The sequence below is a fragment of the Pseudomonas putida genome, assembly GCF_050990305.1.
GTDB lineage: Bacteria > Pseudomonadota > Gammaproteobacteria > Pseudomonadales > Pseudomonadaceae > Aquipseudomonas > Aquipseudomonas putida_AH.
Genome location: NZ_CP158817.1, coordinates 5,205,749 through 5,229,408 on the forward strand (window position 1 = coordinate 5,205,749; position 23,660 = coordinate 5,229,408).

Sequence of the window (23,660 nt, forward strand, 5' to 3'; positions counted from 1 at the left end):
CTGTAGGAGCCGGCTTGCTGGCGATGGCGGCCCGACCATCAATATCGATGTTGAATGTCGGATAGCGATCGCCAGCAAGCCGGCTCCTACGGTTTTTGATCTTTAGCGGCCTTTGAATTGAGCCACGTTGGCCGCGTGACTCTCGGCTTTCGGCACACCGGCAACCCCCAGTCGCTCACCGGTCTTGGCATCGAACAGCAGCACTTTCGCCGGATCGAATTGCAGGGTCAGGGTCTCGCCCACCGCCGGTGCAACGTCGGGCGCCATGCGGCAGCAGACCTTGGTGTCGTTGAGGTTGACGAAAACCAGGGTGTCTGGCCCGGTCGGCTCGGTGACCTGAACTTCAGCGCGGATGGTTGGCAATCCATTGGCCTCGGCGCCGGCCAGCACAATCTGCTCCGGACGGATGCCGAGGATCACTTCACGGTCCTCGAGGCCGGCGTCCTGCATGCCCAGCGGCAGCTCGCAGCGGGCCTGGCCGCTGTCGAGCAAGGCCAGCAAACGCCCTTCCTTGCGTTGCAGGCGCAGGGGGATGAAGTTCATCGGTGGCGACCCGATAAAGCTCGCCACGAACAGGTTGGCCGGGTTGTTGTAAATGTCTTTGGGCGTACCGAACTGCTGAATGATCCCGTCTTTCATCACCGCCACTTTGTCGCCCAGGGTCATGGCTTCAATTTGGTCGTGGGTCACGTAGACCGTGGTGGTTTTCAGGCGCTGGTGCATCAGTTTCATCTCGGTGCGCATCTCGACCCGCAGCTTGGCGTCGAGGTTGGACAGCGGTTCGTCGAACAGATAAATCTTCGGCCGCCGTGCCAGTGCACGGCCCATCGCCACGCGTTGTTGCTGACCGCCGGAGAGCTGGCCGGGCTTGCGGCTGAGCAAATGTTCGATCTGCAACAACTTGGAAACCCGTGCGACTTCTTCGTCGATGTCAGCAGTCGGCATTTTGCGAATCTTCAGGCCGAAGGCGATGTTGTCGCGCACGCTCATGGTCGGGTACAGCGCATAGGACTGGAACACCATGGCGATGTCACGATCCTTGGGGCTCATGCCGCTGATGTCGGCATCGTCCACCAGGATCGCGCCGCCGCTGATGGTTTCCAGCCCGGCGATGCAGTTCATCAAGGTTGATTTACCACAGCCGGACGGACCGACCAGGATCAAAAATTCCCCGTCATCGATCTTCAGTTCGATGTTCTTCAGGGTGTCCGGCAAACCGGCGCCGTAAGTCTTGTTGACGTTGCGTAATTCGAGAGTTGCCATGTTTCTACCCCTTGACCGCGCCGGACGTCAGCCCACGCAGGAAATACTTGCCAGCGAATATGTAGACCAGCAGTGTCGGCAGCCCGGCGATCATCGCGGCGGCCATATCAACGTTGTATTCCTTGACCCCGGTGCTGGTGTTGACCAGGTTGTTCAGGGCCACGGTAATTGGCTGGGCATCGCCACTGGCGAAGACCACACCGAACAGGAAGTCATTCCAGATCTGGGTGAACTGCCAGATCAGGCAGACCATCACGATCGGGATCGACATCGGCAGCAGGATCTTCCAGAAGATCGTGAAGAAGCCCGCACCATCGAGCCGCGCAGCCTTGACCAGCGCATCCGGCACGCTCACGTAGTAGTTGCGGAAGAACAGCGTGGTGAACGCCAGGCCGTAGACCACGTGCACCAGCACCAAGCCCGTGGTGGTGTTGGCCAAGCCGAACTTGCCGAGGGTGAACGATGCCGGCAACAACACGGTCTGGAACGGCAGGAAGCAGCCGAACAGCAACAAGCCGAAGAACAGCTGCGAACCTCGGAAGCGCCACATCGACAGCACGTAGCCGTTCATGGCACCGATGAAGGTCGAGATCAGCACCGCCGGCACGGTGATTTTCACCGAGTTCCAGAAGTAGCCGCCGACCACGTCCCAGGCCTTGATCCAGCCGATGCCGTCGATCACCGCCGGCCAACTCAGCAGGTTGCCGGTGCGAATGTCTTCCGGGGTTTTGAAGCTGGTCAGCAACATCACCACCAACGGCACCAGGTACACCGCCGCAGCCAAAAGCAAGGTGGCGTAGATCGCGATACGGCTGAAACTCAGGGATTGTTTGCCGAGTTGATTAGTCATGGCGTTTGCCTCGCAGCTCGGAGTACAGGTACGGCACGAGGATGGTCAGCACGGCGCCGAGCATCAGCATGGCGCTGGCCGAACCGATGCCCATCTGGCCACGGCTGAAGGTGAAGGAATACATGAACATCGCCGGCAGGTCGGAGGAGTAGCCAGGGCCGCCAGCGGTCATCGCCGCCACCAGGTCGAAGCTCTTGATCGCGATGTGCGCCAGGATCATGAAGGCGCTGAAGAACACCGGGCGCAAGCTCGGCAACACGATCTTCAGGTAGATGGTCGGCAGGCTCGCACCGTCGACTTGCGCGGCACGGATGATCGATTGATCGACACCCCGCAGGCCGGCGAGGAACATCGCCATGACAAAGCCGGAGGCTTGCCAGACAGCGGCGATCACCAGGCAGTACACCACGCGATCCTGATCCACCAGCCAGTCCAGGCGGAAGCCTTCCCAGCCCCAGTCACGCAGCATCTTGTCCAGGCCAAGCCCTGGGTTGAGTAGCCATTTCCACGCCGTACCGGTGACGATCATCGACAGCGCCATCGGGTACAGGTAGATGGTGCGGATGAAGCCTTCCTTGCGAATGCGCTGGTCCAGCAGCACCGCGAAAAGCACGCCCAGCACCAGGCTGATGCCGATGAACAGACCGCCGAACAACGCAAGGTTCTTGCTCGCGACCCACCAGCGGTCGTTGTCCATCAGGCGCATGTATTGCTGCAGGCCGACCCACTTGTAGCTCGGCATGAAGCTGGAGTTGGTGAAGGACAGAATGAACGTCCAGATGATGTAACCGTAGAAGCCAACCAACACGATCAGCATGCTCGGCGCCAGTACCAATTTGGGTAGCCAGCGTTGCAGCGCATCGAACGGTGAGGCTTTGCTGAAAACCGCCACAGAGCTCATCGGGATAATCCAGTGAAGAGAATTTGAGAACGGCACGGATCCTTGTAGGAGCCGAGCTTGCTCGCGATAGCGGTATAACCGTCGACATCTCTTTTGAATGTCAGTCCGTCATCGCGAGCAAGCTCTGCTCCTACAGGGGTTACTTCGTGCTGGGGATTACTGCGCCGCTTTGACCGCCGACGCCAGCTGGGCGCTGGCCTTGGCCGGGTCGGCGTCCTTGTCGTTCATGAAGTTGGTGACCACGTCGAAAATTGCGCCTTGCACGGCCAGGGACGTGGCCATGTTGTGCGCCATGCTCGGTTGCAGGCCGCCGGACTTGTCGTCCGCCAGGAAGTCCTTGGCAGAGGTCTGGGCACAGGCGTCGAAGCCGAGCTTGTCCATTTCGTTCAGCATGTCGGTACGGACCGGGATCGACCCCTTGTTCATGCTGAAAACTTTCTGGAAGTCGGTGCCCAGCGCGACCTTGGCCAGGTCTTGTTGCGCGGCGATGTCACCCTTGCGATCGGCCTTGAGCTTGAACACGGCCAGCGAGTCGATGTTGTAGGTGAAGGCTTTATCGGTGCCCGGGAACGCTACGCACTGGTAGTCCTTGCCGGCGACTTTCTTCGCCGCGGTCCACTCGCTCTTGGCCCAGTCGCCCATCATCTGCATGCCGGCCTTGCCGTTGATGACCTCGGCGGCCGCAATGTTCCAGTCACGACCGGCGCGGTTTGGGTCCATGTAGGTGGTGATCTTTTTCAGCTCGGTGAAGGCCTTGGTCATTTCAGCTCCCGACAGGGATTTCTGATCCAGGTCCACCAGGGCCTTCTTGTAACCTTCGGCGCCCATCACAGACAGTACGACGTCTTCGAATACGGTGCTGTCCTGCCAAGGCTGGCCACCATGGGCGAGCGCGATGAAGCCGGCAGCCTTGAGCTTATCGCCGGCGGCATAGAATTCTTCGAGGGTGGTCGGGGCCTTGTCGATCCCGGCTTTCTTGAACACTTCAGGGTTGATCCACAGCCAGTTCACGCGGTGGATGTTCACCGGCACGGCCACGTAATCGCCTTCGTATTTGACGGTGTCGGAGACTTTCTTCGACAGCAGGCCGTCCCAGTTTTCCGCCTTGGCGACGTCTTTGAGGGTGTCGGTACTCAACAGGCCAGTGCTGCCCCACTCCTGAATGTCCGGCCCCTTGATCTGGGCAACGCCTGGTGGGTTACCAGCTACGGCGCGGCTCTTGAGAACGGTCATGGCCGTGGAACCGCCACCACCGGCGACTGCGCCGTCCTTCCAGGTGAAGCCGTCTTTTTCGACTTGGGCCTTGAGGACATCGACCGCTGCCTTTTCACCACCGGACGTCCACCAGTGAACGACTTCCACCGAGCCTTTGGCATCGTCGGCAAGAGCACTGATCGGGAACGCGGAAAATGGAACCAGGGAGGCGAGAGAAATGACAGTAGCGAGGCGAGAAATCGCATTCATCTAGTAGTACCTTTCTTGTTGTTATGCGTTGCAAGTCTGGTGCTTGCGCTGCATGGGATTCTAAACAGGGGATGCCCCTTCGCAGGTAACGAAGGGACGCGCGAATGTCACCACATGGTTACACAGCAGCTTATACAGCAGCGCTCTGGGACAACTGCCCCAGCGCAGTGGCCATGCTCGGCGCCAGGGGCAGGCGCGGAATCAGCAGCGCTTGCCAGGCGTGATACAGATCGGGTTTTCCGGCCCAGATATCGGCGCTCGGGCGGTTCAACGGGTCGAGTTCGTGGTGCCAGCTGCCATCGCAGCGATCGATGAAATGCTGGTCACAAAACTCCCAGAACTGCCGGTACCAGTGCTCGTACTGCACATCGCCAGTGCGCTTTAGCAGGGCGCTGGCCGCAGCACTGGCTTCGCAATGAGTCCAATGCAGGCGGTGGCGAACCACCGCGCGATTGTCCCAGTCGAGGGTATAGACAATGCCCGGCGCGCCGTCGACATCCCAGCCGTGCAAACAGTTTTGCTCGAAGAGTTTTTGCGCGTCAGTGGCCAGCCAGCCCGGCGTGAGCATCCCCGCCCGCACCCGAGCCGCTTCGAGGTGCAGCAGCAACCGCGCCCATTCGAAACCATGGCCCGGCGTAGTGCCGTAAGGTCGAAAGCCGTCGGCGGGATTGTCGTGGTTGTATTCGCGCAGTGGCTGCCAGTCACGGTCGAAATGCTCGACCACCAGATAGCCATTGGCGGCGGCGTGACCGTGAATCACCCGCTCGACGATGCGCTGGGCGCGGCACAACCAGCGGTTATCGTCAGTGACGTCGGCCAGGGCGAGAAAGGCTTCGGTGGCGTGCATGTTGCTGTTGGCGCCGCGATAGGCTTCCTCGCAGCTCCAGTCGCGGTTGAAGGATTCGCGCATCGCGCCCTCCTCCTCGCTCCAGAAATACCTGTCGATGATGTCGATCGCATCATCGAGCAAGGCTTGCGCGCCGGGCCGCTGCGCAACCACCGCGGAGCTGGCAGCCAGCGCCACGAAGGCATGCAGATAAGCGTTCTTGCCGGTGTTGCCGTCGCGGTGTTCGGCCACCGCGAACCAGCCGCCATGCAGGGCATCGCGCAACGGTCCGCGCAGAGACTGGATGCCGTGGTCCACCAGCTCGGCGAAACCTGGCTGGCCCTGGATATGGGCCATGGCGAAGCTGTGGGTCATGCGTGCGGTGTTCATGGTTTCGGCTTGCGCGTCGGCCGGCAGGCGACCTCGTTCGTCGAGATTGCCAAAGCCTTCAGGCAGCTTCGAAGCCTTGGCAAACGCCAGCAGGCGCAAGCCCTCGGCGGCGAGCCATTGCTGATGGGTGGGTGCGGTCAGCCAACTGCTGAAAGCAGGTTGGAAGTGATCCATGAGGTGGCCTTTTTTGTTGTTATGACTGAGGGGCAGTCTAAACAACGGGCCAGGGTGGGCTTGTAACGAAGGGGGCGCGTTATGTCACCAAATGGTGACAAACGTACCTGTAGGAGCCGGCTTGCTGGCGATGGCGTTTTCAATGAAGCCATCGCCAGCAAGCCGGCTCCTACGGCGATGGTGTTTTCGATGGCGCCATCGCCAGCAAGCCGGCTCCTACGGGGGTGTTGTGGGTCAGTCGATGGTACGGGGTAATTGCAAGGTCACCCGCAACCCACCCTCGCGCAAATTCTGCAGACTCACTTCCCCTCCATGGCTATGGGCAATGTTGCGGGCGATGCCCAGCCCCAATCCATACCCCTGCTGCTGCCCCGCCAAACGAAAGTGCGGTTCGAACACCTGCTCCAGCCGTTGCTCCGGAACACCGGGGCCTTCGTCGTCGACATGCAGCACAAACGCACTGTCGTCGTCATCGATGTGCAGGTGGGCGTTCTGTCCGTATTTCAGGGCGTTGTCGATCAGGTTGCCGATGCAGCGCTTGAGTGCCAGCGGTTTGCCCGGATAGGTGGCCAGCGCCCGCCCTTGTTGGGTCACGCGACCGTTGCCGTTCGGCGCCAGGTACGGCTCCACCAGGCAGTCGAGCACGTAGTTGAGGTCCACCTGCTCGATGTTTTCATGGATGTCCGTGTCTTTCACACATTGCAGCGCGCCTTTGACCAGCAGCTCCAGTTCGTCCAGATCACGTCCGAACTTGGCTTGCAGCGTCTCGTCTTCGAGCAATTCGACCCGCAGCCGCAACCGCGTAATCGGCGTGCGCAGGTCATGGGAAATCGCACTGAACAATTGACTGCGTTCGGTCAGGTAGCGGCTGATGCGCTCGCGCATGGTATTGAAGGCGCGGCCGACTTCGACCACTTCACTGCCGCCACCGTCGGCCACCGGCTCGACATCGGCACCCAGCGACAGGTCCCTCGCAGCCCGCGCGAGGCGCTTGAGGGGCCGGCTCTGCCAATGCACCAACAGGCCAATGAACAACAACAGGAAACCGCTGGTGAGGACGATGAACCACACCTGCTGCGCCGGTAGGCCTTGCTCTTCGAGACTGGTGTAGGGCTCGGGCAATAGCGAGGCGATGTACAACCATTCGCCGGGTGCCATCTGGATCTGCGTCACCAGCACCGGCGGGTTCACCGGCTCCAGGGTCAGCGCGTAGTGCGCCCAGGAGCGCGGCAACTCATCGAGCTTAAGGCCGCCATTGAAAATCCTCAGGTCTTCGGGACTGACGAAGGTGACAGAGATATCGGTGTCCTGCCCCAGCGACTGACGCAACACTTCATCCACCGCTTTGATCACCGCCGCCTTGCGCGGGGTGATCGGCAGCACTTCCATGCCCAGGGGTTTGTCGTTGAGCGTGACCACGAATCGCGTACCGCCCATGCTGCGCAGCTGATCGAGCACCAATGGTCGAAACGCCACCGGCAAGGAGCGGAAGTAACTGACGCTGGCGGTCATTGAATGGGCGAGACTGCGGGCGCTGGTGACCAGGCCTTCAAGCTGGGTGGCGCGCAATTGCGAGACCCAGATAACGCTCGACAATGTCTGGGCGAACAACACCGCCAGCAGGGTCAACAGCAACATGCGCCCGAGCAGCGAGCGCGGCATCGGCACCCGTCGCGCCAGTTTGCGCAGGGGCTCAGTGACCATTGCTGACAACCACATTGGCTGCCAGTTGATAGCCGCTGCCACGCACGGTGCGGATCAATCGTGGCGGTTTTTCCGTGTCGCGCAAACGCTGGCGCAGGCGACTGACTGCCATGTCGACGATGCGATCGAGCGGCATCAAATCACGGCCACGGGTGGCATTGCCAATGGTGTCGCGGTCGAGGATTTCCTGCGGGTGATCGAGGAACAGTTTCAGCAAGGCGAAATCGGCGCCGGACAGAATCACCTCTTCGCCATCGATGTGAAACAGCCGATGGCTGACCATGTCCAGCCGCCAGTCATCAAAGGCCAGCACTTCACCGCCGTTACGCTCCTGACCGAACTGGGCACGGCGCAACAGGGCCTTGATGCGGGCCTGCAATTCACGGGGACTGAAGGGTTTGCCCAGATAGTCGTCGGCGCCAAGCTCCAGGCCGATGACCCGGTCGGCCTCGTCGGAACTGGCGGTGAGCATGATGATCGGTACCTGGGCACGCTTGGGATGCTGGCGAATCCAGCGACACAGACTGAATCCATCTTCGTCCGGCAGCATCACGTCGAGGATCACCAGATCGCTCGGCTCATCGTTCAATGCCTGACGAAATCCGGCGCCATCGGGCGTGGTCCGGACCTGGAAACCGGCGCGGGTCAGGTAGGTGTCCAGCAACTCGCGTATCTCTTGATCGTCATCGACCAACAAAATCGATTTGTTGACTGAGCTCACTTCGAAGGCGTCCTTGTTGTTGGAATTGGGCGGATTATGCCTGATCGAGCGTAAATCTTTGGTGTCTGTGAGGTCCTCTTCGCGGGCAAGCCTCGCTCCTACAAGATGCTGCACTGTTTCCGTAGGAGCGAGGCTCGCCCGCGAAGGCGCCGACGCGGCATTTCCGTAGGAGCGAGGCTTGCCCGCGAAGGGAACGACGCGGTTTCAAGACTGTTCCAGCGCCACCCCCGCCCCCACCAACCCGGAGTACGGCGCCGTCACCAGCCACACCGGTATCCCCTTGAAGTAATCGCTCATGCAGCCCTTGTCGGCAAAGCACCGGGCAAAACCGCTTTCGAGGAAGAAATCGGCGAAACGCGGAATCACCCCGCCAACGATGTACACGCCGCCGCGCGCACCGGTGGTCAGTACGTTGTTGCCGGCCACACGACCGAGCCAGCAGCAGAATTGTTCGAGCACTTCCAGGGCAATCGGATCGCCCGCCAGCCCCGCAGCGGTGATCGCTTCCGGGGTGTCGAGCACCGGTTCATGACCGTCCACCGCGCAGATCGCCCGATAGACCCGTGGCAAGCCGCCGCCACTCAACGCGGTTTCTGCGCTGACATGACCGATCTCACTGAAGATGTGTTGCCACAGTTGAGTCTCACGCGGACTGCTCAGTGGCAAATCGACGTGACCACCCTCACCCGGTAGCGCGGCAAAACGTCCTTCACCCAGATCAAGCAAGGTGCCGACGCCCAGGCCGGTACCCGGACCGATCACCACCGCCGGGCGCATCGGCTCCGGCGTGCCCTCGCAGACCACGCGGAATTCGCCCGGTTGCAAACGGGTCATGCCCAGGGCCATGGCCGAGAAGTCATTGACCAGCAACAACTGATCCACCTGCAAGGTCTGGCAGAAGCCCTTGCGGCTCAAGCGCCAATGGTTGTTGGTGAATTTGAACTCGTCGCCGCTCACGGGACCGGCCACCGACAGGCACACCGAACCGATTGCCCCCGGCGCCAGACCCAGCCCGCTCAGGTACAGGCTGATCGCCTCTTCCGGGCTGGCATGGTCGGCCGTCGCCAGCACCTGGACCGATTCCAGCTGCTGGTTTTTCCACAACGCGAACCGTGCGTTGGTCCCACCGATGTCACCGACCAAAGCCAGTTTCAATTAAGCGTCTCCAGGGCAGAAGTGAAGGCGCTGGCGCCCTGCTCCGCCGAGCTGAAGGCCATGCGCATGAAACCGAACAGCTCGCGACCGGTGCCGATGTTGTTGCCCAACAGGCCCTTGGCCGGCGTGCGCGCTGCGAATTCTTCGGCGTCCACCTTAATCTCCAGGGTGCCTTTGACGCCATCTACGCGGATGATATCGCCCTCTTGCACCCGCGCCAAAGCGCCGCCCACATAGGCTTCTGGGCTGACGTGAATGGCCGCCGGAATTTTCCCCGACGCGCCGGACATGCGCCCGTCGGTCACCAGCGCCACCTTGAAGCCGCGATCCTGCAGCACCCCGAGAAACGGCGTCATCTTGTGCAGCTCCGGCATGCCGTTGGAACGTGGGCCCTGGAAGCGCATCACCGCGACGAAATCCTTCTCCAGCAAACCGGCCTTGAACGCATCGGCCAGGTCCTGCTGATCCTGGAACACCATGGCCGGCGCTTCGACGATCTGGTTCTCCAGAGCCACGGCCGAGACTTTCATCACCCCGCGACCGAGGTTGCCTTCCATCACCCGCAGACCGCCCTCTGGCGAGAACGCACGGGCGACCGGGCGCAGGATGGTTTCATCGAGGCTTTCGGTCACGCCTTCGCGCCAGACCAGTTCGCCATTGTCGAGGAACGGCTCCATGGTGTAACGGCTCAGGCCATGGCCCATCACGGTGTTGACGTTCTCGTGAAGCAACCCGGCGTCCAGCAGTTCGCGGATCAGGAACGACATGCCGCCCGCCGCCTGGAAGTGGTTGATGTCGGCTTTGCCGTTCGGGTAGACGTGGCTCAAGGTCGGCACGACTTCGGAAAGGTCGGCCATGTCCTGCCACGTCAACTGGATGCCCGCCGCCATGGCGATGGCCGGCATGTGCAAGGTGTGGTTGGTCGAACCGCCGGTGGCATTGAGGGCAACGATGGAGTTGACCAACGAACGCTCATCGACGATTTCGCCGATCGGCAGGTAGCTGCCGTTCTGCTTGGTCAGGCGTGTCACCTGATGCGCCGCTTCACGGGTCAGGGCATCACGCAGCGGCGTGTTCGGGTTGACGAAGGACGCGCCCGGCAAGTGCAGGCCCATGACTTCCATCAGCAACTGGTTGGTGTTGGCGGTGCCATAGAAGGTGCAGGTGCCCGGGCTGTGGTAGGAATTCATTTCCGATTCCAGCAGTTCCTCGCGGCTGGCCTTGCCTTCGGCATAGCGCTGGCGCACATCGGCTTTCTGCTTGTTGGAAATGCCCGAGACCATCGGCCCGCCCGGCACAAAGATCATCGGCAGATGACCGAAGCGCAGCGCGCCCATCATCAGGCCCGGGACGATCTTGTCGCAGATGCCGAGCATCAACGCGCCGTCAAACATGTTGTGGGACAACGCCACGGCGGTGGACAGCGCGATCACTTCGCGACTGGGCAGGCTCAGCTCCATGCCCGGCTCGCCCTGAGTCACGCCATCGCACATGGCCGGGGTACCGCCGGCGAACTGGCCGACGGAACCGATCTCGCGCAGGGCTTTTTTGATCAGTTCGGGGAAGACTTCGTACGGCTGGTGCGCCGAGAGCATGTCGTTATATGACGAAACTATTGCGATGTTGGCGGAGTTCATCATCCGCAGGCTGTTCTTGTCGTGGCTGCCGCAACCGGCCACGCCATGGGCGAAGTTGGCGCATTGCAGCTTGCCGCGCATTGGACCGTCGCTGGCCGCACCGCGAATCAGTGCAAGGTAAGCCTCACGCGTGGCGCGACTGCGGGCGATAAGCCGTTCGGTGACCTCAAGGACGCGGGGATGCATGTGTAGAACTCCAGGCTAACGGATGTGGCGACCTGATTGTCTATGCTGATCAAGAGCCGTTGTCGATGGGATGACGGACGGTTTTGTTGACCAATTGGACCAGTTGATTCAGGTCACTCGTTGTAGATAGAACAAAATATTGCCACTAAAAAGGCTTGTTTTCTATTTTTTTGCGAATAATCTTGTAATTCCAACAACAAAACGACGGCGGCGCTGACATATGACTCTTCGAATCGCAATCAATGGTTTTGGCCGCATTGGCCGTAACGTTCTGCGCGCACTCTATACCCAAGGCTATCGTCAGGATTTGCAAATCGTCGCCATCAACGATTTGGGTGACAGCGCGATCAACGCGCACTTGCTTAAGTACGACACTGTTCACCGCACGTTCGACGCCGATGTTCAGCACGACCAGGAAAGCCTGACCGTCAACGGCGACCGCATCGCGGTCAGCGCCATTCGCAATCCGGCCGACCTGCCTTGGGCCGCGGAAAAAATTGATGTGGTATTCGAATGCACCGGTTTGTTCACCGACCGGGCCAAAGCCGCCGCGCATATTACGGCCGGCGCACGCAAAGTGATTATTTCCGCGCCGGCCAAGGGTGCCGACGCCACCGTGGTGTATGGGGTCAACCACGACATTCTGCGCCAGTCGCACCAGATCATTTCCAACGCATCGTGCACCACCAACTGCCTGGCCCCGGTGGCCCAGGTGCTGCACCGTGAACTGGGCATCGAAAGCGGCCTGATGACCACCATCCACGCCTACACCAACGACCAGAACCTGACCGACGTCTACCACACCGACCCGTACCGCGCCCGTTCCGCTACCCAGAACATGATCCCGAGCAAGACCGGCGCCGCCGAAGCGGTCGGCCTGGTGCTGCCGGAACTGGCGGGCAAGCTGACCGGCATGGCGGTGCGGGTACCGGTGATCAACGTGTCACTGGTGGACCTGACCGTACAGCTCAAGCGCGAAGCATCGGCCGATGAAGTCAACGCACTGCTCAAGCAGGCCAGCCAGCATTCGAAGATTCTTGGCTACAACACCCTGCCGTTGGTTTCCAGCGACTTCAACCACAACCCGCTGTCATCGATCTTCGACGCCAACCACACCAAGGCCAACGGCAAGCTGCTCAAGGTGCTGGCCTGGTACGACAACGAATGGGGCTTCTCCAACCGCATGCTCGATAACTGCCTGGCGCTGTGTAACGCCGAGTAACCCTGCACCCATGACACCGCTGTCACCCGTAGGAGCCAGGCTTGCCGGCGAAGAACGATAATGCGGTTTTACAGATACACCGCATTATCGTTCTTCGCCGGCAAGCCTGGCTCCTACGTGATGGCGTCATCGCCATCGTTTGGAGCAACCCATGATCGGCATCAGCTTTACCGAAAAAACCATCGCTGCGCGCAAACGCATCGCCCTGGTGGCCCATGACCATTGCAAAGTGTTTTTGCTGGACTGGGCCGCACGCCAGAAAGACCGGCTCGCCCGGCATGAACTGGTCGCCACCGGCACCACGGGTTTGTTATTGCAACAACGTCTCGATCTGCCCGTGGAAAGCATGATCAGTGGCCCGCTGGGCGGCGACCAACAGCTCGGCGCGCAAATTGCCGAGCAACGGGTGGACATGCTGGTGTTCTTCTGGGATCCGTTCGAACCGCAACCCCACGACCCGGACATCAAGGCATTGCTGCGCGTTGCGGCGGTCTGGAACATTCCCGTGGCGTGCAATGAATGCAGCGCCGACTACCTGCTCAGCAGCCCGTTGATGGATCAGGCCCATGAGCACCGGATTCCGGATTACGCGACATATTTGCAGGGCCGTGCCTGATCCTTCACAAATCAATACTTGACCACTCGAGTGGATGATAAGCATTATCATTAACTCGAAATGGATCAGGTCCTCCCGTGAGTCAATCGCGCTTCAACGACGTCTTCATCACCCAGCGAGTGTCCCTGCTGCGCACGCTGGAGCGGATGGTCAACAACCACAGCACCGCCGAGGATCTCCTGCAGGAGACTTACCTGCGGGTGACCCGTGCGCTCAGCGAGCGAGCCATCGATCATCTGGAACCCTTCGTATTCCAGACCGCACGCAACCTGGCGCTGGACCACTTGCGCGCGCGGCGCATCCACTCGCGAACCATGGTCGACGACGTGCCGCTGGACGTGGTGCAAAGCGTCGCCGCCCCCGCCAGCAGCGCCGAGGATGCCGCCCATGCCGAACAACTGCTGGAGCGTTTGAACGTGCGCCTCGGTCAACTCAGCCCCCGCCAACAACAGATTTTCATCCTCAGCCGCCTGCACGGCCACAGCTACCTGGAGATCGCCGAAAAGCTCGACGTCTCGCTCAGCACCGTGCAAAAGGAACTGAAACTGATCATGAGCATCTGCATCGGCGTCGCCGACCGCTCGAACAGCCGATGAGTCGCCCGTGTCTCGACGCTTTTGTTCATCAGGGCTACCCTTGCCCCTCTTTTGCGCTTCACTAAAAAAACAGCCGTGCACAGACACTGCCGAGGAAACACCGTGACGGACACCCACCGCTCCCCTTCGCCCTCCCCGGCGCAGGACCCTGCAGACGCGATGGACCAGGCTATGGACTGGCTGATCGTGCTGGACAGCCCGAGTGAAGAAGAGTCTCGCCAGTTCCGCGCCTGGCTCGCCGCCTCCCCGGCGCACGCCGAAGCCTTCGCCACGGCCCAGGCGATCTGGAATGGCCCGCAAGTCACGCAATGCGCGCAAAGCCTGGCGTCGCGCCCGGCCAAAGTCACCGTCCTGACGCGCCTTCGCCCACACTGGAAACCCCTGGCCACCGCTGCCGTGCTGATCCTCGGCTTGTTCAGTTTCGGTAACCTGCCGCTGCGCCTGCAGGCCGATCACCTGACTGTCGTCGGTGAACGCCAACGCCTGCAACTGGAGGACGGCTCCAAGGTGCTGCTCAACACCAACTCGGCTTTTTCCAGCACCATCAACGATCAGCAACGGGTGGCGCGCCTGTATCAGGGCGAGGCGTTTTTCGAGGTGCAGCCCGATCGCGGCCAACCGCTGGAGATCGATGCCGGCCCGGTCACCGCCAGCGTTCGCGATACCGCTTTCGCCGTGCGTTACCTGGATGGCGTGACTCAGGTTCGCGTACAACGCGGGGATGTCGACTTGCGTGCCACCCGCGATGACGCGCGAGTGCGCCTGACCGCCGGCGAAAGCATCCGTATCGGCCCCAACGGTTTCGACCGCCCGGCCAAGCTCGATGCCGCCACTGATCTGGCCTGGGTCCAGGGTCGCCTGGTGTTCGAAAACTGCCCGCTGAATCAGGTGCTGGCGGAGCTTCGTCGTTACTATCCGGGCTGGATCATCAACACCAATGAGCAGTTGGCCGATGTCGCCGTCACCGGAAACTACCGCCTCGACCAGCCGCTGGACGTGGTCCGCTCGCTGGCGCACATCACCTCGGCAAAGCTCAAGGAATACCCGGCGCTGGTCATCCTGAACTAAATGAGAATTATTTTTACTCGATAGCTGAAGCTCGTACGTCTCGTTATAGCCAATGCAATTGATTCGCATCTCTGGATGCCCATCAGCACCTATAAAGATTCGTGCGACACGGAGCGCTATCGATGTCCTCTCGCCTCACCCGCCAGTCCTCTTCCCCTTCCCGCGTGCTGTCGCTGCTGACCGCCGCCATTCTGATGGCCGGCACCGCGCCTGCCATGGCCACCACCGCCGAACAGCCGAGCCGCAGCATGGGCGACTATTCGTTCGCCATCGCACCGCAACCGTTGGTCTCGGCACTCAATGACTTCACCGCCGTGACCGGCTGGCAGATTGGCTTGCCGGCGGAGCTGGCCGAGGGTGTGGCATCGCCGGGTGTGCGCGGGTCGCTGCCACCGGAAAAAGCCCTGGATCGCCTGTTGGTGGGGACCCACCTGAACTACCGCAAACTGGGCAACAACAACATCGTGCTCGAACGCCCCACCAGCGCCGGCACGTTGAATCTGCAACAGGTGACCATCAGCGCCACGCGTAACGAGCAAGACGTCAACAGTGTGCCCAGCACCGTCACCGTCCATACCCGCGAAGAACTGGACCGCGGCAACGTCAATACCATCAAGGATCTGGTGCGCTACGAGCCGGGCGTCTCGGTGGGTGGTGCCGGCACCCGTGGCGGGATCAGCGGCTACAACATCCGGGGTATCGACGGTAACCGTGTGCTGACCCAGATTGACGGCGTTGAAATCCCCAACGGTTTCTTCAACGGTCCGTACGCCAAGACTCAGCGTAACTATGTCGACCCGGAGATCATCAAGCGCGTGGAAATCCTTCGCGGCCCAGCATCGGTGCTCTACGGCAGCAACGCCATCGGCGGCGCCGTCAGCTACTTCACCCTCGATCCGGACGACATCATCAAACCCGGCCAGGACGTCGGTGCACGATTGAAGACCGGCTACAGCTCCGCCGACGACAGCTGGCTGAAATCCGCCACCGTCGCCGGGCGCGCCGATCAGTTCGACGGTCTGCTGCACTACAGCCAGCGCGACGGCCACGAAACCGAATCTTTCGGCAGCAACAACAGCACCGGCCTGACACGCACCGCCGCCAACCCCGAAGACGTACGGGCGACCAACGTGCTGGCCAAAATCGGCTGGAATTACCAGGATGACGCACGACTGGGCCTGGTCTACGAGAAGTACAAGGACGACCGCGACACCGATCAGAAGAGTGCCTACGGCGGCCCGTTCAACGCGGGTGCCCCCACCATCCCGACCAGTGTGTTGCCTGGCGGCATGTACCAGTGGCGCACCGGTAACGACACCATCACCCGTGAGCGCTTTGGCCTGGAACACAGCTTCACCCTCGACAGCTTGCTGGTGGACAACGTCAAGTGGAGCCTCAATCACCAGATCGCCAAGACCGATGAGAGCACCGAGGAGTTCTACTTCCCGATCACCCGCCAGGTGCTGCGTACCCGGGACACGATCTACGAAGAAAAGCAGTGGGTGTTCGACGCACAGTTGGATAAATCCTTCAGCATCGCCGACACCGACCATCTGCTGACCTACGGCACCACGATCAAGCAGCAGAAGGTCACCGGTTCGCGCAGCGGCAGCGGCACTTGCCTGGCAGTCGGTCGCGGCTGCACAGCCATCGGCGCGATCAGCACCGCAGACGTGTTGAAGAAATCCAGCGACTTCCCGGATCCGACCATCAACACCTACAGCGTGTTTGCCCAGGACCAGATCAGTTGGAACAACTGGACCTTCCTGCCGGGCCTGCGCTATGACTACACCGAGCTCAAGCCGGACATCACCCAGGAATTCCTTAACACCGTGGCCGCCGACGGTCGCGGCACCGTCAACGACGACAACAAGACCTGGCACAAAGTCTCGCCCAAGTTCGGCCTGACCTACGCCTTCAATGACAACTACACCTGGTATGGCCAGTACGCCGAAGGCTTCCGCACCCCCACGGCCAAAGCGCTGTACGGTCGGTTCGAAAACACCACCACGGGCTACCGCGTGGAGCCGAATCCGAACCTTGAGCCGGAAACAAGCCAAAGCTACGAGACCGGTCTGCGCGGCAACTTCGAGCAGGGCTCCTTCGACGTGGCGGTGTTCTATAACAAGTACCACGACTTCATCAACGAAGACGCCGTGACCCCTGGCTATGACGAGCCGACCTTCCAAAGCGCCAACATCAAGCACGCCACCATCAAGGGTGCCGAGATCAAGGGCCGCCTGAACCTCGACGCCTTCGGTGCGCCGCAAGGCCTCTACACCCAGGGCTCGGTGGCCTACGCCTACGGTCGCAACAACGACAACGGCGAACCGCTCAACAGCGTCAACCCGCTGACCGGCGTCTTCGGCCTCGGTTACGACCAGGACAACTATGGCGGTCTGCTCAGCTGGACCCTGGTGAAGAAAAAGGATCGCGTCGATGACAGCAACTTCAAATCGCCGGACGGCGTCAGCAGCCAGTTCAAAACCCCGGGCTTCGGCGTGCTGGACATGAGCGCGTACTACAAGGTGACCGACGACGTGACCGTCAGCGGTGGCATCTACAACCTGACCGACAAAAAGTACTGGCTGTGGGATGACGTGCGTGGCTACGACAGCGTCGGCGAAGCCTCGGTGACGCAACCGGCCAACCTCGATCGCCTGACCCAGCCAGGCCGTAACTTCGCGGTCAATTTGATCTGGGATATCTGACCCGGACAGCCTCGCTGCGCGGTGTGATGAACGCCACGCAGCGAGGTTTTTTTACTGTCCGGCACCTGCTCATTCGTCTCGTTACCAGGCACTTTTTTTCTCAAGGATTCCCCCATGACCACTCAGGACACCGCTGCACGCCCAACCTTGCGCTCGCAACGTCTGAACCAGATTACCCACGAACCCCACAGCAAACTCGATGCCCTGGTCAAAGCCCACGCACCGTTCGAAACACAGGCAAGCTTCGCCCGTTTCGTGGTCGCGCAGTACCTGTTCCAGTCGGAACTGGTGGCGCTGTACAACGATGCCGAACTGACTGCCATCGTCTCCGACCTGCCCGAGCGCTGCCGTGCCGACGCCGCCAAGGCGGACCTGGCAGACCTGGACACCGAAGTGCCGGCGCCAGTCACCGGTGCGGTGAAGAATCCGGGCAAAGCTCAAGCCCTGGGTTGGCTGTTCGTCTCCGAAGGCTCGAAGCTCGGCGCGGCGTTTTTGATCAAGCGCGCCGTGGGCCTGGGCTTGAGCGAAACCTTCGGCGCCCGCCACTTGGGCGAACCGGCCGGCGGCCGTGCACAAGGTTGGAAGAACTTCGTCAAAACCCTTGATGAACTGGAGCTCAGTGCCGAGGAAGAAGCGCAGCTGGATAAAGGCGCCATCGATGCCTTCAACCGCTTCACTGTGTTGCTGGAACAGGCTTACGCCCCAGAACTCGCCTAACCCACCTCCCTGTAGGAGCGAGCATGCTCGCGATGGTCGCCAACGATAACGCTGGCTGCCTGACACCCCTCGGTGTTTGGACCTCTATCGCGAGCATGCTCGCTCCTACAGGTGAATCTCGATCAAGCCTGAGCCCATGCCAGCCACCTCCAAACTCACCCGCCTGCTCTTCGGCCTGCTGGCCTATGTCAGCCTCGGCATCGGCCTGATCGCCATTGTCATTCCCGGCCTGCCGACCACCGAGTTCATTCTGCTCGCCGCCTGGGCTGCCACCCGCAGTTCGCCGCGCTTGAGCGCCTGGCTGGAGAATCACCGCCTGTTCGGACCGATTCTGAGCAACTGGCGCAACGGCAAGATCATTGCCCGTCGAGCCAAGGTCAGCGCCACGGTCAGCATGTTGCTGTGTGCAACCTTGATGCTGGTGATGCTCGATCATGGCTGGCCGATTTACCTGGCAATTGCCGGCATGACCCTGGGCAATCTCTGGATCTGGTCACGGCCGGAATCACTGCCCAACCCCTCCTGATACTTCCCGAGACTTTCCCTGTTTTTCGGCCAGTTTTCGGCACATTTTTCCGCGCAAACGGTCAACCACTACCGCTCGTCGGATTGCCATTCATGCACCTCATCTCCACGCCGATGGGAATTGAACGGCGCTGAATGGATTTGGCGCGTCGAGCCGCAACGGCTCACAGCCAAACAATCCTCCATTCGCGAGTTCGCCCTATGTTCGACTCACTGTCCATCCGCCTGAAAATCGTCCTGCTCTCCGGTCTGTGCCTGCTTGGCGTGGTCACGTTGATCGTGGGTATGAACCTCTACCAGACCAATCAGAATGATGAACTGGTCAGCGATTCCAGCAGCAGAATGCTCACCGTCAATGTGCAGAGACAGCTGCAGGCCGAGGCTGACGAACAAGCGGTACGGGTGCAGAAGACTTTCGGCGAAGCCCAGACAGTGGTCACCGCCCTGGCCGATCAGATCAAGGACATGCGCACCATGGCCACCAAGCGCTCCCTTGAGCCCGGTGCCCTGCGTGAAGAGTTGAATCAGAGCCTGAAAACCGCCTTCGAGCGCAACGCCAAGGTGCTGGGCATCTGGTTGGCATTCGAGCCCAACGGCCTGGACGGCAAGGACAGTGAGTTCGTCGGTGACGCCGCCCGCCAGTCCAACGAGATTGGCCGCTTCGCCACTTACTGGAGCCGTGCCGGGGGTGAAGCGCTGAACACGATAATGGTCGAAGATGACATGACCAAGACCACCCTGAACCTCAGCGGCACGCCTTACAACGTCTGGTACACCTGCCCCCGGGACAGCAAGCGCACCTGCCTGCTCGACCCATACGCCGATACCGTCGGCGGCAAGGAAGTGCTGATGACCACCATTTCCGTGCCACTGCTGGTCGATGGCAAGTCCATCGGCGTGGTGGGTATCGACATCGCCCTCGACTCCCTGCAAGCGGCAGCGGTCGTCTCGCAGCGCGAGCTGTTCAACGGCGCCGGACATATGCTGATCGTCTCCGGCACGGGCGTGATGGCGGCTTTCAGCGCCGATGCGACGAAAGTGGGCAAGAACATCGGCGATACCCTCGGTGCGCAAGGCAAAGACATCCTGCAATTGCTCGGCGGCGGTGAGTCGAAGATTATCGAACAGGGCGACCTTATTCGCTCGGTGAACCCGGTCAGCCCGATCAGTGACGCCAAGCCTTGGGCGGTGGTCATCGGCCTGCCAAAACAAGCGTTGCTGGCCGACGCGGTAAAACTGCAAGGGCAACTCGAAGACGCCCGGCAAATCGGTACAATCCAGACGATAGGCGTTGCAATCATTGCCGGCCTGATCGGCCTGCTGCTGATCTGGCTCACCGCATCCGGCGTCACCCGGCCGATCAACAGCGTGGCCGAGATGCTCAAGGATATTGCCAGCGGCGACGGTGATTTGACCCAGCGCCTGCACTACAGCAAGAAGGATGAATTGGGCGCACTGGTCAGCTGGTTCAACCGTTTTCTCGACAAGCTGCAACCGACCATCGCGCAGATCAAGCAAAGCATCACGGACGCCCGAGGCACCGCCGACCAATCTTCGGAAATTGCCCGTCAGACCAGTGAAGGCATGCAGTTGCAGTTCCGCGAGATCGATCAGGTCGCCACCGCGTCCAACGAAATGAGCGCCACTGCCCACGATGTCGCCAACAGTGCGTCGAACGCGGCCAATGCCGCCAAGGGTGCCGATCAGTCGGCCCGAGATGGCATGCAGATCATTGAGCGCAGCACCCGCGACATCAATCAATTGGCGGACGAAGTCAGCAAGGCCGTGACGGAGGTCGAAGCCCTGGCGGTGAACAGCGAGCAGATCGGCTCGGTGCTGGAGGTAATCCGCAACGTTGCAGAACAAACCAACCTGCTGGCGCTGAACGCGGCCATCGAAGCGGCTCGTGCCGGCGAAAGCGGCCGCGGGTTTGCGGTGGTGGCTGACGAAGTGCGCAACCTGGCCAAACGCACCCAGGACTCGGTCGAAGAAATCCGCCTGGTGATCGAGCGCATCCAGTCCGGCACCCGTGGCGTGGTCGCCACCATGCATTCGAGCCAGACCCAGGCCCATAGCAACGCCGGTCAAATCCAGCAGGCGGTTCAGGCCTTGAGCAAAATCAGCGATGCAGTCACCGTGATCAGCGACATGAACCTGCAAATCGCCAGCGCCGCCGAACAGCAAAGCGCCGTGGCCGAGGAGGTCAACCGCAACGTCTCGGCGATCCGTACCGTCACCGAAACCCTGACGGGCCAGGCCACCGAATCGGCGCAGATCAGCAGCCAACTCAACAACCTGACCACTCACCAAATGAAATTGATGGATCAGTTCCGCGTGTAGCCACCATCCCTGTAGGAGCGAGGCTTGCCCGCGAAGGCGTAGTGTCAATTGGCGTATTTGCTGCCTGACACAACGCCATCGCGAGCAAGCCTCGCGCCTACGGGTTTTTCATCCGATTACGCTGTTTTTTGATCTATGCTCGGCCTCTCGCTCCGGAGGGCCTTCGATGACTGATCTACTCACGTCCATTCAAGCCGCACTCGGCTTGCCACCCACATCAATCCCATTCACCTCCACAGGCGCCCTGCCCTCGGCGTTTGCCGTCACCGACCTGGCCTGTGCCAGCATCGCGGCTGCCGGCCAGGCCACCGCCGAACTGCTGCACCAGCAAACCGGACGCTTGCCCGGCCTCGACGTCGACCGACGCCTGGCGTCCTTCTGGTTCTCCAGCTCGTTGCGGCCCGTGGGCTGGAGCGTTCCGCCTCTCTGGGACCCCATCGCCGGTGACTACGTCGCCAAGGACGGCTGGATCCGCTTGCACACCAATGCACCCCATCACCGCGCCGCCGCCGAGTCGGTGCTGGGCGCCTGTGCCGACCGTGCTGCGATGGCGAGTAAAGTGAAGCTGTGGGCCAAGCACGATCTGGAACAGGCTGTGGTCGATGCCGGAGGGTGCGCCGCCGAGATGCGCACGTGGGAGCAGTGGCAAGCCCACCCTCAGGGTCAGGCCGTGAACGCCGAACCGCTGATTCAGCTCACCGCCCACAACCCACAGAACGCCAAACCGTGGCAAGGCTCGGTGGCGCAGCCTCTGGCCGGAATCAAGGTGCTGGATTTGACCCGCGTACTGGCCGGACCGGTCGCCAGTCGTTTTCTCGCCGGCCTTGGCGCCGACGTCTTGCGGATCGACCCGCCCACCTGGAACGAACCGGGCGTGATACCGGAAATGACCCTGGGCAAGCGCTGTGCGCGCCTGGACTTGCAGGACAGAGCTGATCGAAGTGTGTTCGAAAGCCTGCTCAAGGACGCCGACATCGTGCTCCACGGTTACCGCGCCGATGCCTTGGAACGTCTGGGCTACGGTGTCAGCGAACGACAAACACTGGCCCCCGGCCTGATCGATGTAAGCCTCAATGCCTATGGCTGGAGCGGCCCGTGGCAGAACCGTCGCGGCTTCGACAGCCTGGTGCAGATGAGCAGCGGTATTGCCGACGCCGGCATGCATTGGAAGCTGGCGGACAAGCCGACGCCCTTGCCGGTGCAAGCCCTGGATCACGCCACCGGGTATTTGATGGCGGCCGCTGCGATCCGTTTGTTGGCGGAGTGTTTGAACAACGGGCGTGGTGGATCGGCGCGGCTGTCGTTGGCGCGTACGGCGAAGTTGTTGATCGAGCATGGGCCCGGTACCGATCAGCCTTTGCGAGCAGAGGACGAAAGCGATCAGGGGATATTGGTCGAGCAGACACCCTGGGGGCCGGCGCATCGGTTGCACGTGCCGCTGAAGATCACCGGGACGCCAGTGCAGTGGGCGATTGCGGCATGCGAATTGGGTTCCCATCGCGCGCAGTGGTGGTGATCTTTAGATCGCCCTCGCGGGCAAGCCTCGCTCCTACAGGTTTAGTGCAAGACCTGTAGGAGCGAGGCTTGCCCGCGAAGGCGTCAGATCAATCAACACAAAACTCAATCCACCCGACTCAACGACGTCCAAAGCAACTGCGCCGCATACCCCCGATACGGCCGCCAGTCTTCAGCCCGCACTTGCAACTGCCGCGCCGTCACCGGCCCATCTTCCAAAGCCGCCAACGCATTGATCAACCCCACATCCCCCGTCGGAAACCCATCCATCTCGCGCAATTGCCGCAGGGCAATGTATTGCGCCGTCCAGTCACCGATGCCGTACAACCCCAGCAACCGCGCCACGCCCCCCTGCCGATCCGGCTCAAATAACAACGGATCGTCCAGCAACGCCTGGGCCACGCCCGACAACGTACGACCACGGCTTTTGGGCATCCCCAATGCGGCGAGATCCGCCACCGCCAACACTTCAGCCTCGGGAAACACATGGCTCAAACCGCCTCGCGCCGACGGCAACGGCGCGCCGTATTGCGCCACCAATTTTCCCGCGAGCTTGATCGCCGCCGTCACTGTGATCTGCTGGCCCAACACCGCACGCATCGCCAACTCCAGCCCGTCCCACGCCCCCGGCACACGCAGCCCTGGACGTTCGGCGATCAACCGCGCCAGCAGCGGATCGGCCTTCAGGTGCCGATGCATCGCGGTGAGGTCGGTATCCAGGTCAAACATCCGCCGCACGCGCGCGACGATCTCGGGCACGGCGCTCGGGTCGGGAAAATCGAGGGTCAGCGCCAGTGAGTCCGCCGCCTCAGGCGTGATCGATAGGGTGCCGTGAATCCCCCTCAAGCCGATGCTGCGCGAATAAGTACCCTCGACCACCTCTTCCATCCCGGCAATCGCCCGCGCCGACAGGAAGCCCAGCATGGCGGGCCAGTCATAGGGTGGTTGAAACTTCAGCGACAGTTTCATGGTGCCCCTCAAATTGATCAATGTGACCAAATTATCCTTTGTGGGAGCGAGCCTGCTCGCGAAAGCGGATTGTCAGGCAAACTTGATGTCGACTGACACTCCCTCTTCGC

At 61.3% G+C, this 23,660-nt stretch carries 18 protein-coding genes and 2 pseudogenes; 10 read left to right on the forward strand and 10 right to left on the reverse strand.

Translation table 11 applies throughout. The features are described 5' to 3' along the window. Positions 1-102 precede the first annotated feature (102 nt). The 9 genes from ABTV22_RS23575 to edd all read right to left on the reverse strand — a co-directional run bounded on the left by ABTV22_RS23575 (position 103) and on the right by edd (position 11,271). Positions 103-1,263, reverse strand: a complete 1,161-nt coding sequence (locus tag ABTV22_RS23575; protein ID WP_433736831.1) for an ABC transporter ATP-binding protein — start codon at positions 1,261-1,263, stop codon at positions 103-105. A 4-nt stretch (positions 1,264-1,267) separates the two neighbouring features. Beyond that, positions 1,268-2,113 (reverse strand): carbohydrate ABC transporter permease, encoded by an 846-nt coding sequence (locus tag ABTV22_RS23580; protein ID WP_433736832.1) that lies wholly within the window; start codon positions 2,111-2,113, stop codon positions 1,268-1,270. Then, positions 2,106-3,014: a carbohydrate ABC transporter permease gene (locus ABTV22_RS23585; RefSeq protein ID WP_175379644.1), complete on the reverse strand. Its 909-nt coding sequence runs from the start codon at positions 3,012-3,014 to the stop codon at positions 2,106-2,108. The genes ABTV22_RS23580 and ABTV22_RS23585 overlap by 8 nt, the downstream gene beginning before the upstream one ends. Before the next feature lie 156 nt (positions 3,015-3,170). After that, the gene (locus ABTV22_RS23590; RefSeq protein ID WP_433736833.1) at positions 3,171-4,478 is read right to left on the reverse strand and encodes an ABC transporter substrate-binding protein; all 1,308 of its coding nucleotides are present in this window, start codon (positions 4,476-4,478) and stop codon (positions 3,171-3,173) included. A 130-nt stretch (positions 4,479-4,608) separates the two neighbouring features. Continuing rightward, positions 4,609-5,868: an AGE family epimerase/isomerase gene (locus ABTV22_RS23595; RefSeq protein WP_433736834.1), complete on the reverse strand. Its 1,260-nt coding sequence runs from the start codon at positions 5,866-5,868 to the stop codon at positions 4,609-4,611. A gap of 234 nt (positions 5,869-6,102) precedes the next feature. Further along, complete coding sequence (locus ABTV22_RS23600) at positions 6,103-7,572, reverse strand: ATP-binding protein (RefSeq protein ID WP_433736835.1); 1,470 nt, start codon at positions 7,570-7,572, stop codon at positions 6,103-6,105. Continuing rightward, the gene (locus tag ABTV22_RS23605) at positions 7,562-8,293 is read right to left on the reverse strand and encodes a response regulator (protein WP_433736836.1); all 732 of its coding nucleotides are present in this window, start codon (positions 8,291-8,293) and stop codon (positions 7,562-7,564) included. The genes ABTV22_RS23600 and ABTV22_RS23605 overlap by 11 nt, the downstream gene beginning before the upstream one ends. A gap of 204 nt (positions 8,294-8,497) precedes the next feature. Beyond that, positions 8,498-9,448 (reverse strand): glucokinase, encoded by a 951-nt coding sequence (locus ABTV22_RS23610; RefSeq protein ID WP_433736837.1) that lies wholly within the window; start codon positions 9,446-9,448, stop codon positions 8,498-8,500. Then, positions 9,445-11,271 carry a phosphogluconate dehydratase gene (edd, locus tag ABTV22_RS23615; RefSeq protein ID WP_433736838.1) on the reverse strand — a complete coding sequence of 609 codons (1,827 nt, stop codon included), beginning with the start codon at positions 11,269-11,271 and terminating at the stop codon, positions 9,445-9,447. The genes ABTV22_RS23610 and edd overlap by 4 nt, the downstream gene beginning before the upstream one ends. 220 nt (positions 11,272-11,491) lie before the next feature. On the opposite strand from edd, the gene gap reads away from it, so the two are divergent. From gap to ABTV22_RS23665, 10 genes and pseudogenes are all read left to right on the forward strand, one after another. Next, positions 11,492-12,493: a type I glyceraldehyde-3-phosphate dehydrogenase gene (gap, locus tag ABTV22_RS23620; protein ID WP_433736839.1), complete on the forward strand. Its 1,002-nt coding sequence runs from the start codon at positions 11,492-11,494 to the stop codon at positions 12,491-12,493. A gap of 151 nt (positions 12,494-12,644) precedes the next feature. Continuing rightward, positions 12,645-13,109, forward strand: coding sequence for a methylglyoxal synthase (locus tag ABTV22_RS23625; protein ID WP_433736840.1), 465 nt, complete (start codon positions 12,645-12,647; stop codon positions 13,107-13,109). Positions 13,110-13,186: 77 nt separating this feature from the next. Beyond that, positions 13,187-13,705 carry an RNA polymerase sigma factor gene (locus tag ABTV22_RS23630; protein ID WP_433736841.1) on the forward strand — a complete coding sequence of 173 codons (519 nt, stop codon included), beginning with the start codon at positions 13,187-13,189 and terminating at the stop codon, positions 13,703-13,705. Between the two features lie 102 nt (positions 13,706-13,807). After that, a complete protein-coding gene (locus ABTV22_RS23635; protein WP_433736842.1) occupies positions 13,808-14,773 on the forward strand; it encodes a FecR family protein in 966 nt (321 codons plus the stop codon). A 122-nt stretch (positions 14,774-14,895) separates the two neighbouring features. Continuing rightward, positions 14,896-17,484, forward strand: a complete 2,589-nt coding sequence (locus ABTV22_RS23640; protein WP_433736843.1) for a TonB-dependent receptor — start codon at positions 14,896-14,898, stop codon at positions 17,482-17,484. A 114-nt stretch (positions 17,485-17,598) separates the two neighbouring features. Then, positions 17,599-18,201, forward strand: coding sequence for a biliverdin-producing heme oxygenase (locus tag ABTV22_RS23645; protein ID WP_433736844.1), 603 nt, complete (start codon positions 17,599-17,601; stop codon positions 18,199-18,201). 136 nt (positions 18,202-18,337) lie between these two features. Beyond that, positions 18,338-18,727, forward strand: a complete 390-nt coding sequence (locus ABTV22_RS23650) for a YbaN family protein (protein WP_433736845.1) — start codon at positions 18,338-18,340, stop codon at positions 18,725-18,727. Between the two features lie 473 nt (positions 18,728-19,200). Then, positions 19,201-20,160: pseudogene (locus ABTV22_RS23655) on the forward strand (PDC sensor domain-containing protein); the annotation flags it as partial. Positions 20,161-20,538: 378 nt separating this feature from the next. After that, a pseudogene (locus ABTV22_RS23660) lies at positions 20,539-21,066 on the forward strand (methyl-accepting chemotaxis protein); the annotation flags it as partial. 166 nt (positions 21,067-21,232) lie between these two features. Continuing rightward, entirely contained in the window at positions 21,233-22,582 is a 1,350-nt protein-coding gene (locus ABTV22_RS23665) for a CoA transferase (protein WP_433736846.1), read from the forward strand. Positions 22,583-22,686: 104 nt separating this feature from the next. On the opposite strand, the gene ABTV22_RS23670 is transcribed toward ABTV22_RS23665, so the two are convergent. After that, positions 22,687-23,550 (reverse strand): DNA-3-methyladenine glycosylase family protein, encoded by an 864-nt coding sequence (locus ABTV22_RS23670; RefSeq protein WP_433736847.1) that lies wholly within the window; start codon positions 23,548-23,550, stop codon positions 22,687-22,689. Positions 23,551-23,660 lie beyond the last annotated feature (110 nt).

What these genes read in the sequence shown, in the direction of transcription:
- ABTV22_RS23575 (WP_433736831.1), bottom strand. Translation starts at nt 1,263, where the DNA reads ATGGCAACTCTCGAATTACGCAACGTCAACAAGACTTACGGCGCCGGT.
- ABTV22_RS23580 (WP_433736832.1), bottom strand. Translation starts at nt 2,113, where the DNA reads ATGACTAATCAACTCGGCAAACAATCCCTGAGTTTCAGCCGTATCGCG.
- ABTV22_RS23585 (WP_175379644.1), bottom strand. Translation starts at nt 3,014, where the DNA reads ATGAGCTCTGTGGCGGTTTTCAGCAAAGCCTCACCGTTCGATGCGCTG.
- ABTV22_RS23590 (WP_433736833.1), bottom strand. Translation starts at nt 4,478, where the DNA reads ATGAATGCGATTTCTCGCCTCGCTACTGTCATTTCTCTCGCCTCCCTG.
- ABTV22_RS23595 (WP_433736834.1), bottom strand. Translation starts at nt 5,868, where the DNA reads ATGGATCACTTCCAACCTGCTTTCAGCAGTTGGCTGACCGCACCCACC.
- ABTV22_RS23600 (WP_433736835.1), bottom strand. Translation starts at nt 7,572, where the DNA reads ATGGTCACTGAGCCCCTGCGCAAACTGGCGCGACGGGTGCCGATGCCG.
- edd (WP_433736838.1), bottom strand. Translation starts at nt 11,271, where the DNA reads ATGCATCCCCGCGTCCTTGAGGTCACCGAACGGCTTATCGCCCGCAGT.
- gap (WP_433736839.1), top strand. Translation starts at nt 11,492, where the DNA reads ATGACTCTTCGAATCGCAATCAATGGTTTTGGCCGCATTGGCCGTAAC.
- ABTV22_RS23625 (WP_433736840.1), top strand. Translation starts at nt 12,645, where the DNA reads ATGATCGGCATCAGCTTTACCGAAAAAACCATCGCTGCGCGCAAACGC.
- ABTV22_RS23640 (WP_433736843.1), top strand. Translation starts at nt 14,896, where the DNA reads ATGTCCTCTCGCCTCACCCGCCAGTCCTCTTCCCCTTCCCGCGTGCTG.
- ABTV22_RS23645 (WP_433736844.1), top strand. Translation starts at nt 17,599, where the DNA reads ATGACCACTCAGGACACCGCTGCACGCCCAACCTTGCGCTCGCAACGT.
- ABTV22_RS23650 (WP_433736845.1), top strand. Translation starts at nt 18,338, where the DNA reads ATGCCAGCCACCTCCAAACTCACCCGCCTGCTCTTCGGCCTGCTGGCC.
- ABTV22_RS23665 (WP_433736846.1), top strand. Translation starts at nt 21,233, where the DNA reads ATGACTGATCTACTCACGTCCATTCAAGCCGCACTCGGCTTGCCACCC.
- ABTV22_RS23670 (WP_433736847.1), bottom strand. Translation starts at nt 23,550, where the DNA reads ATGAAACTGTCGCTGAAGTTTCAACCACCCTATGACTGGCCCGCCATG.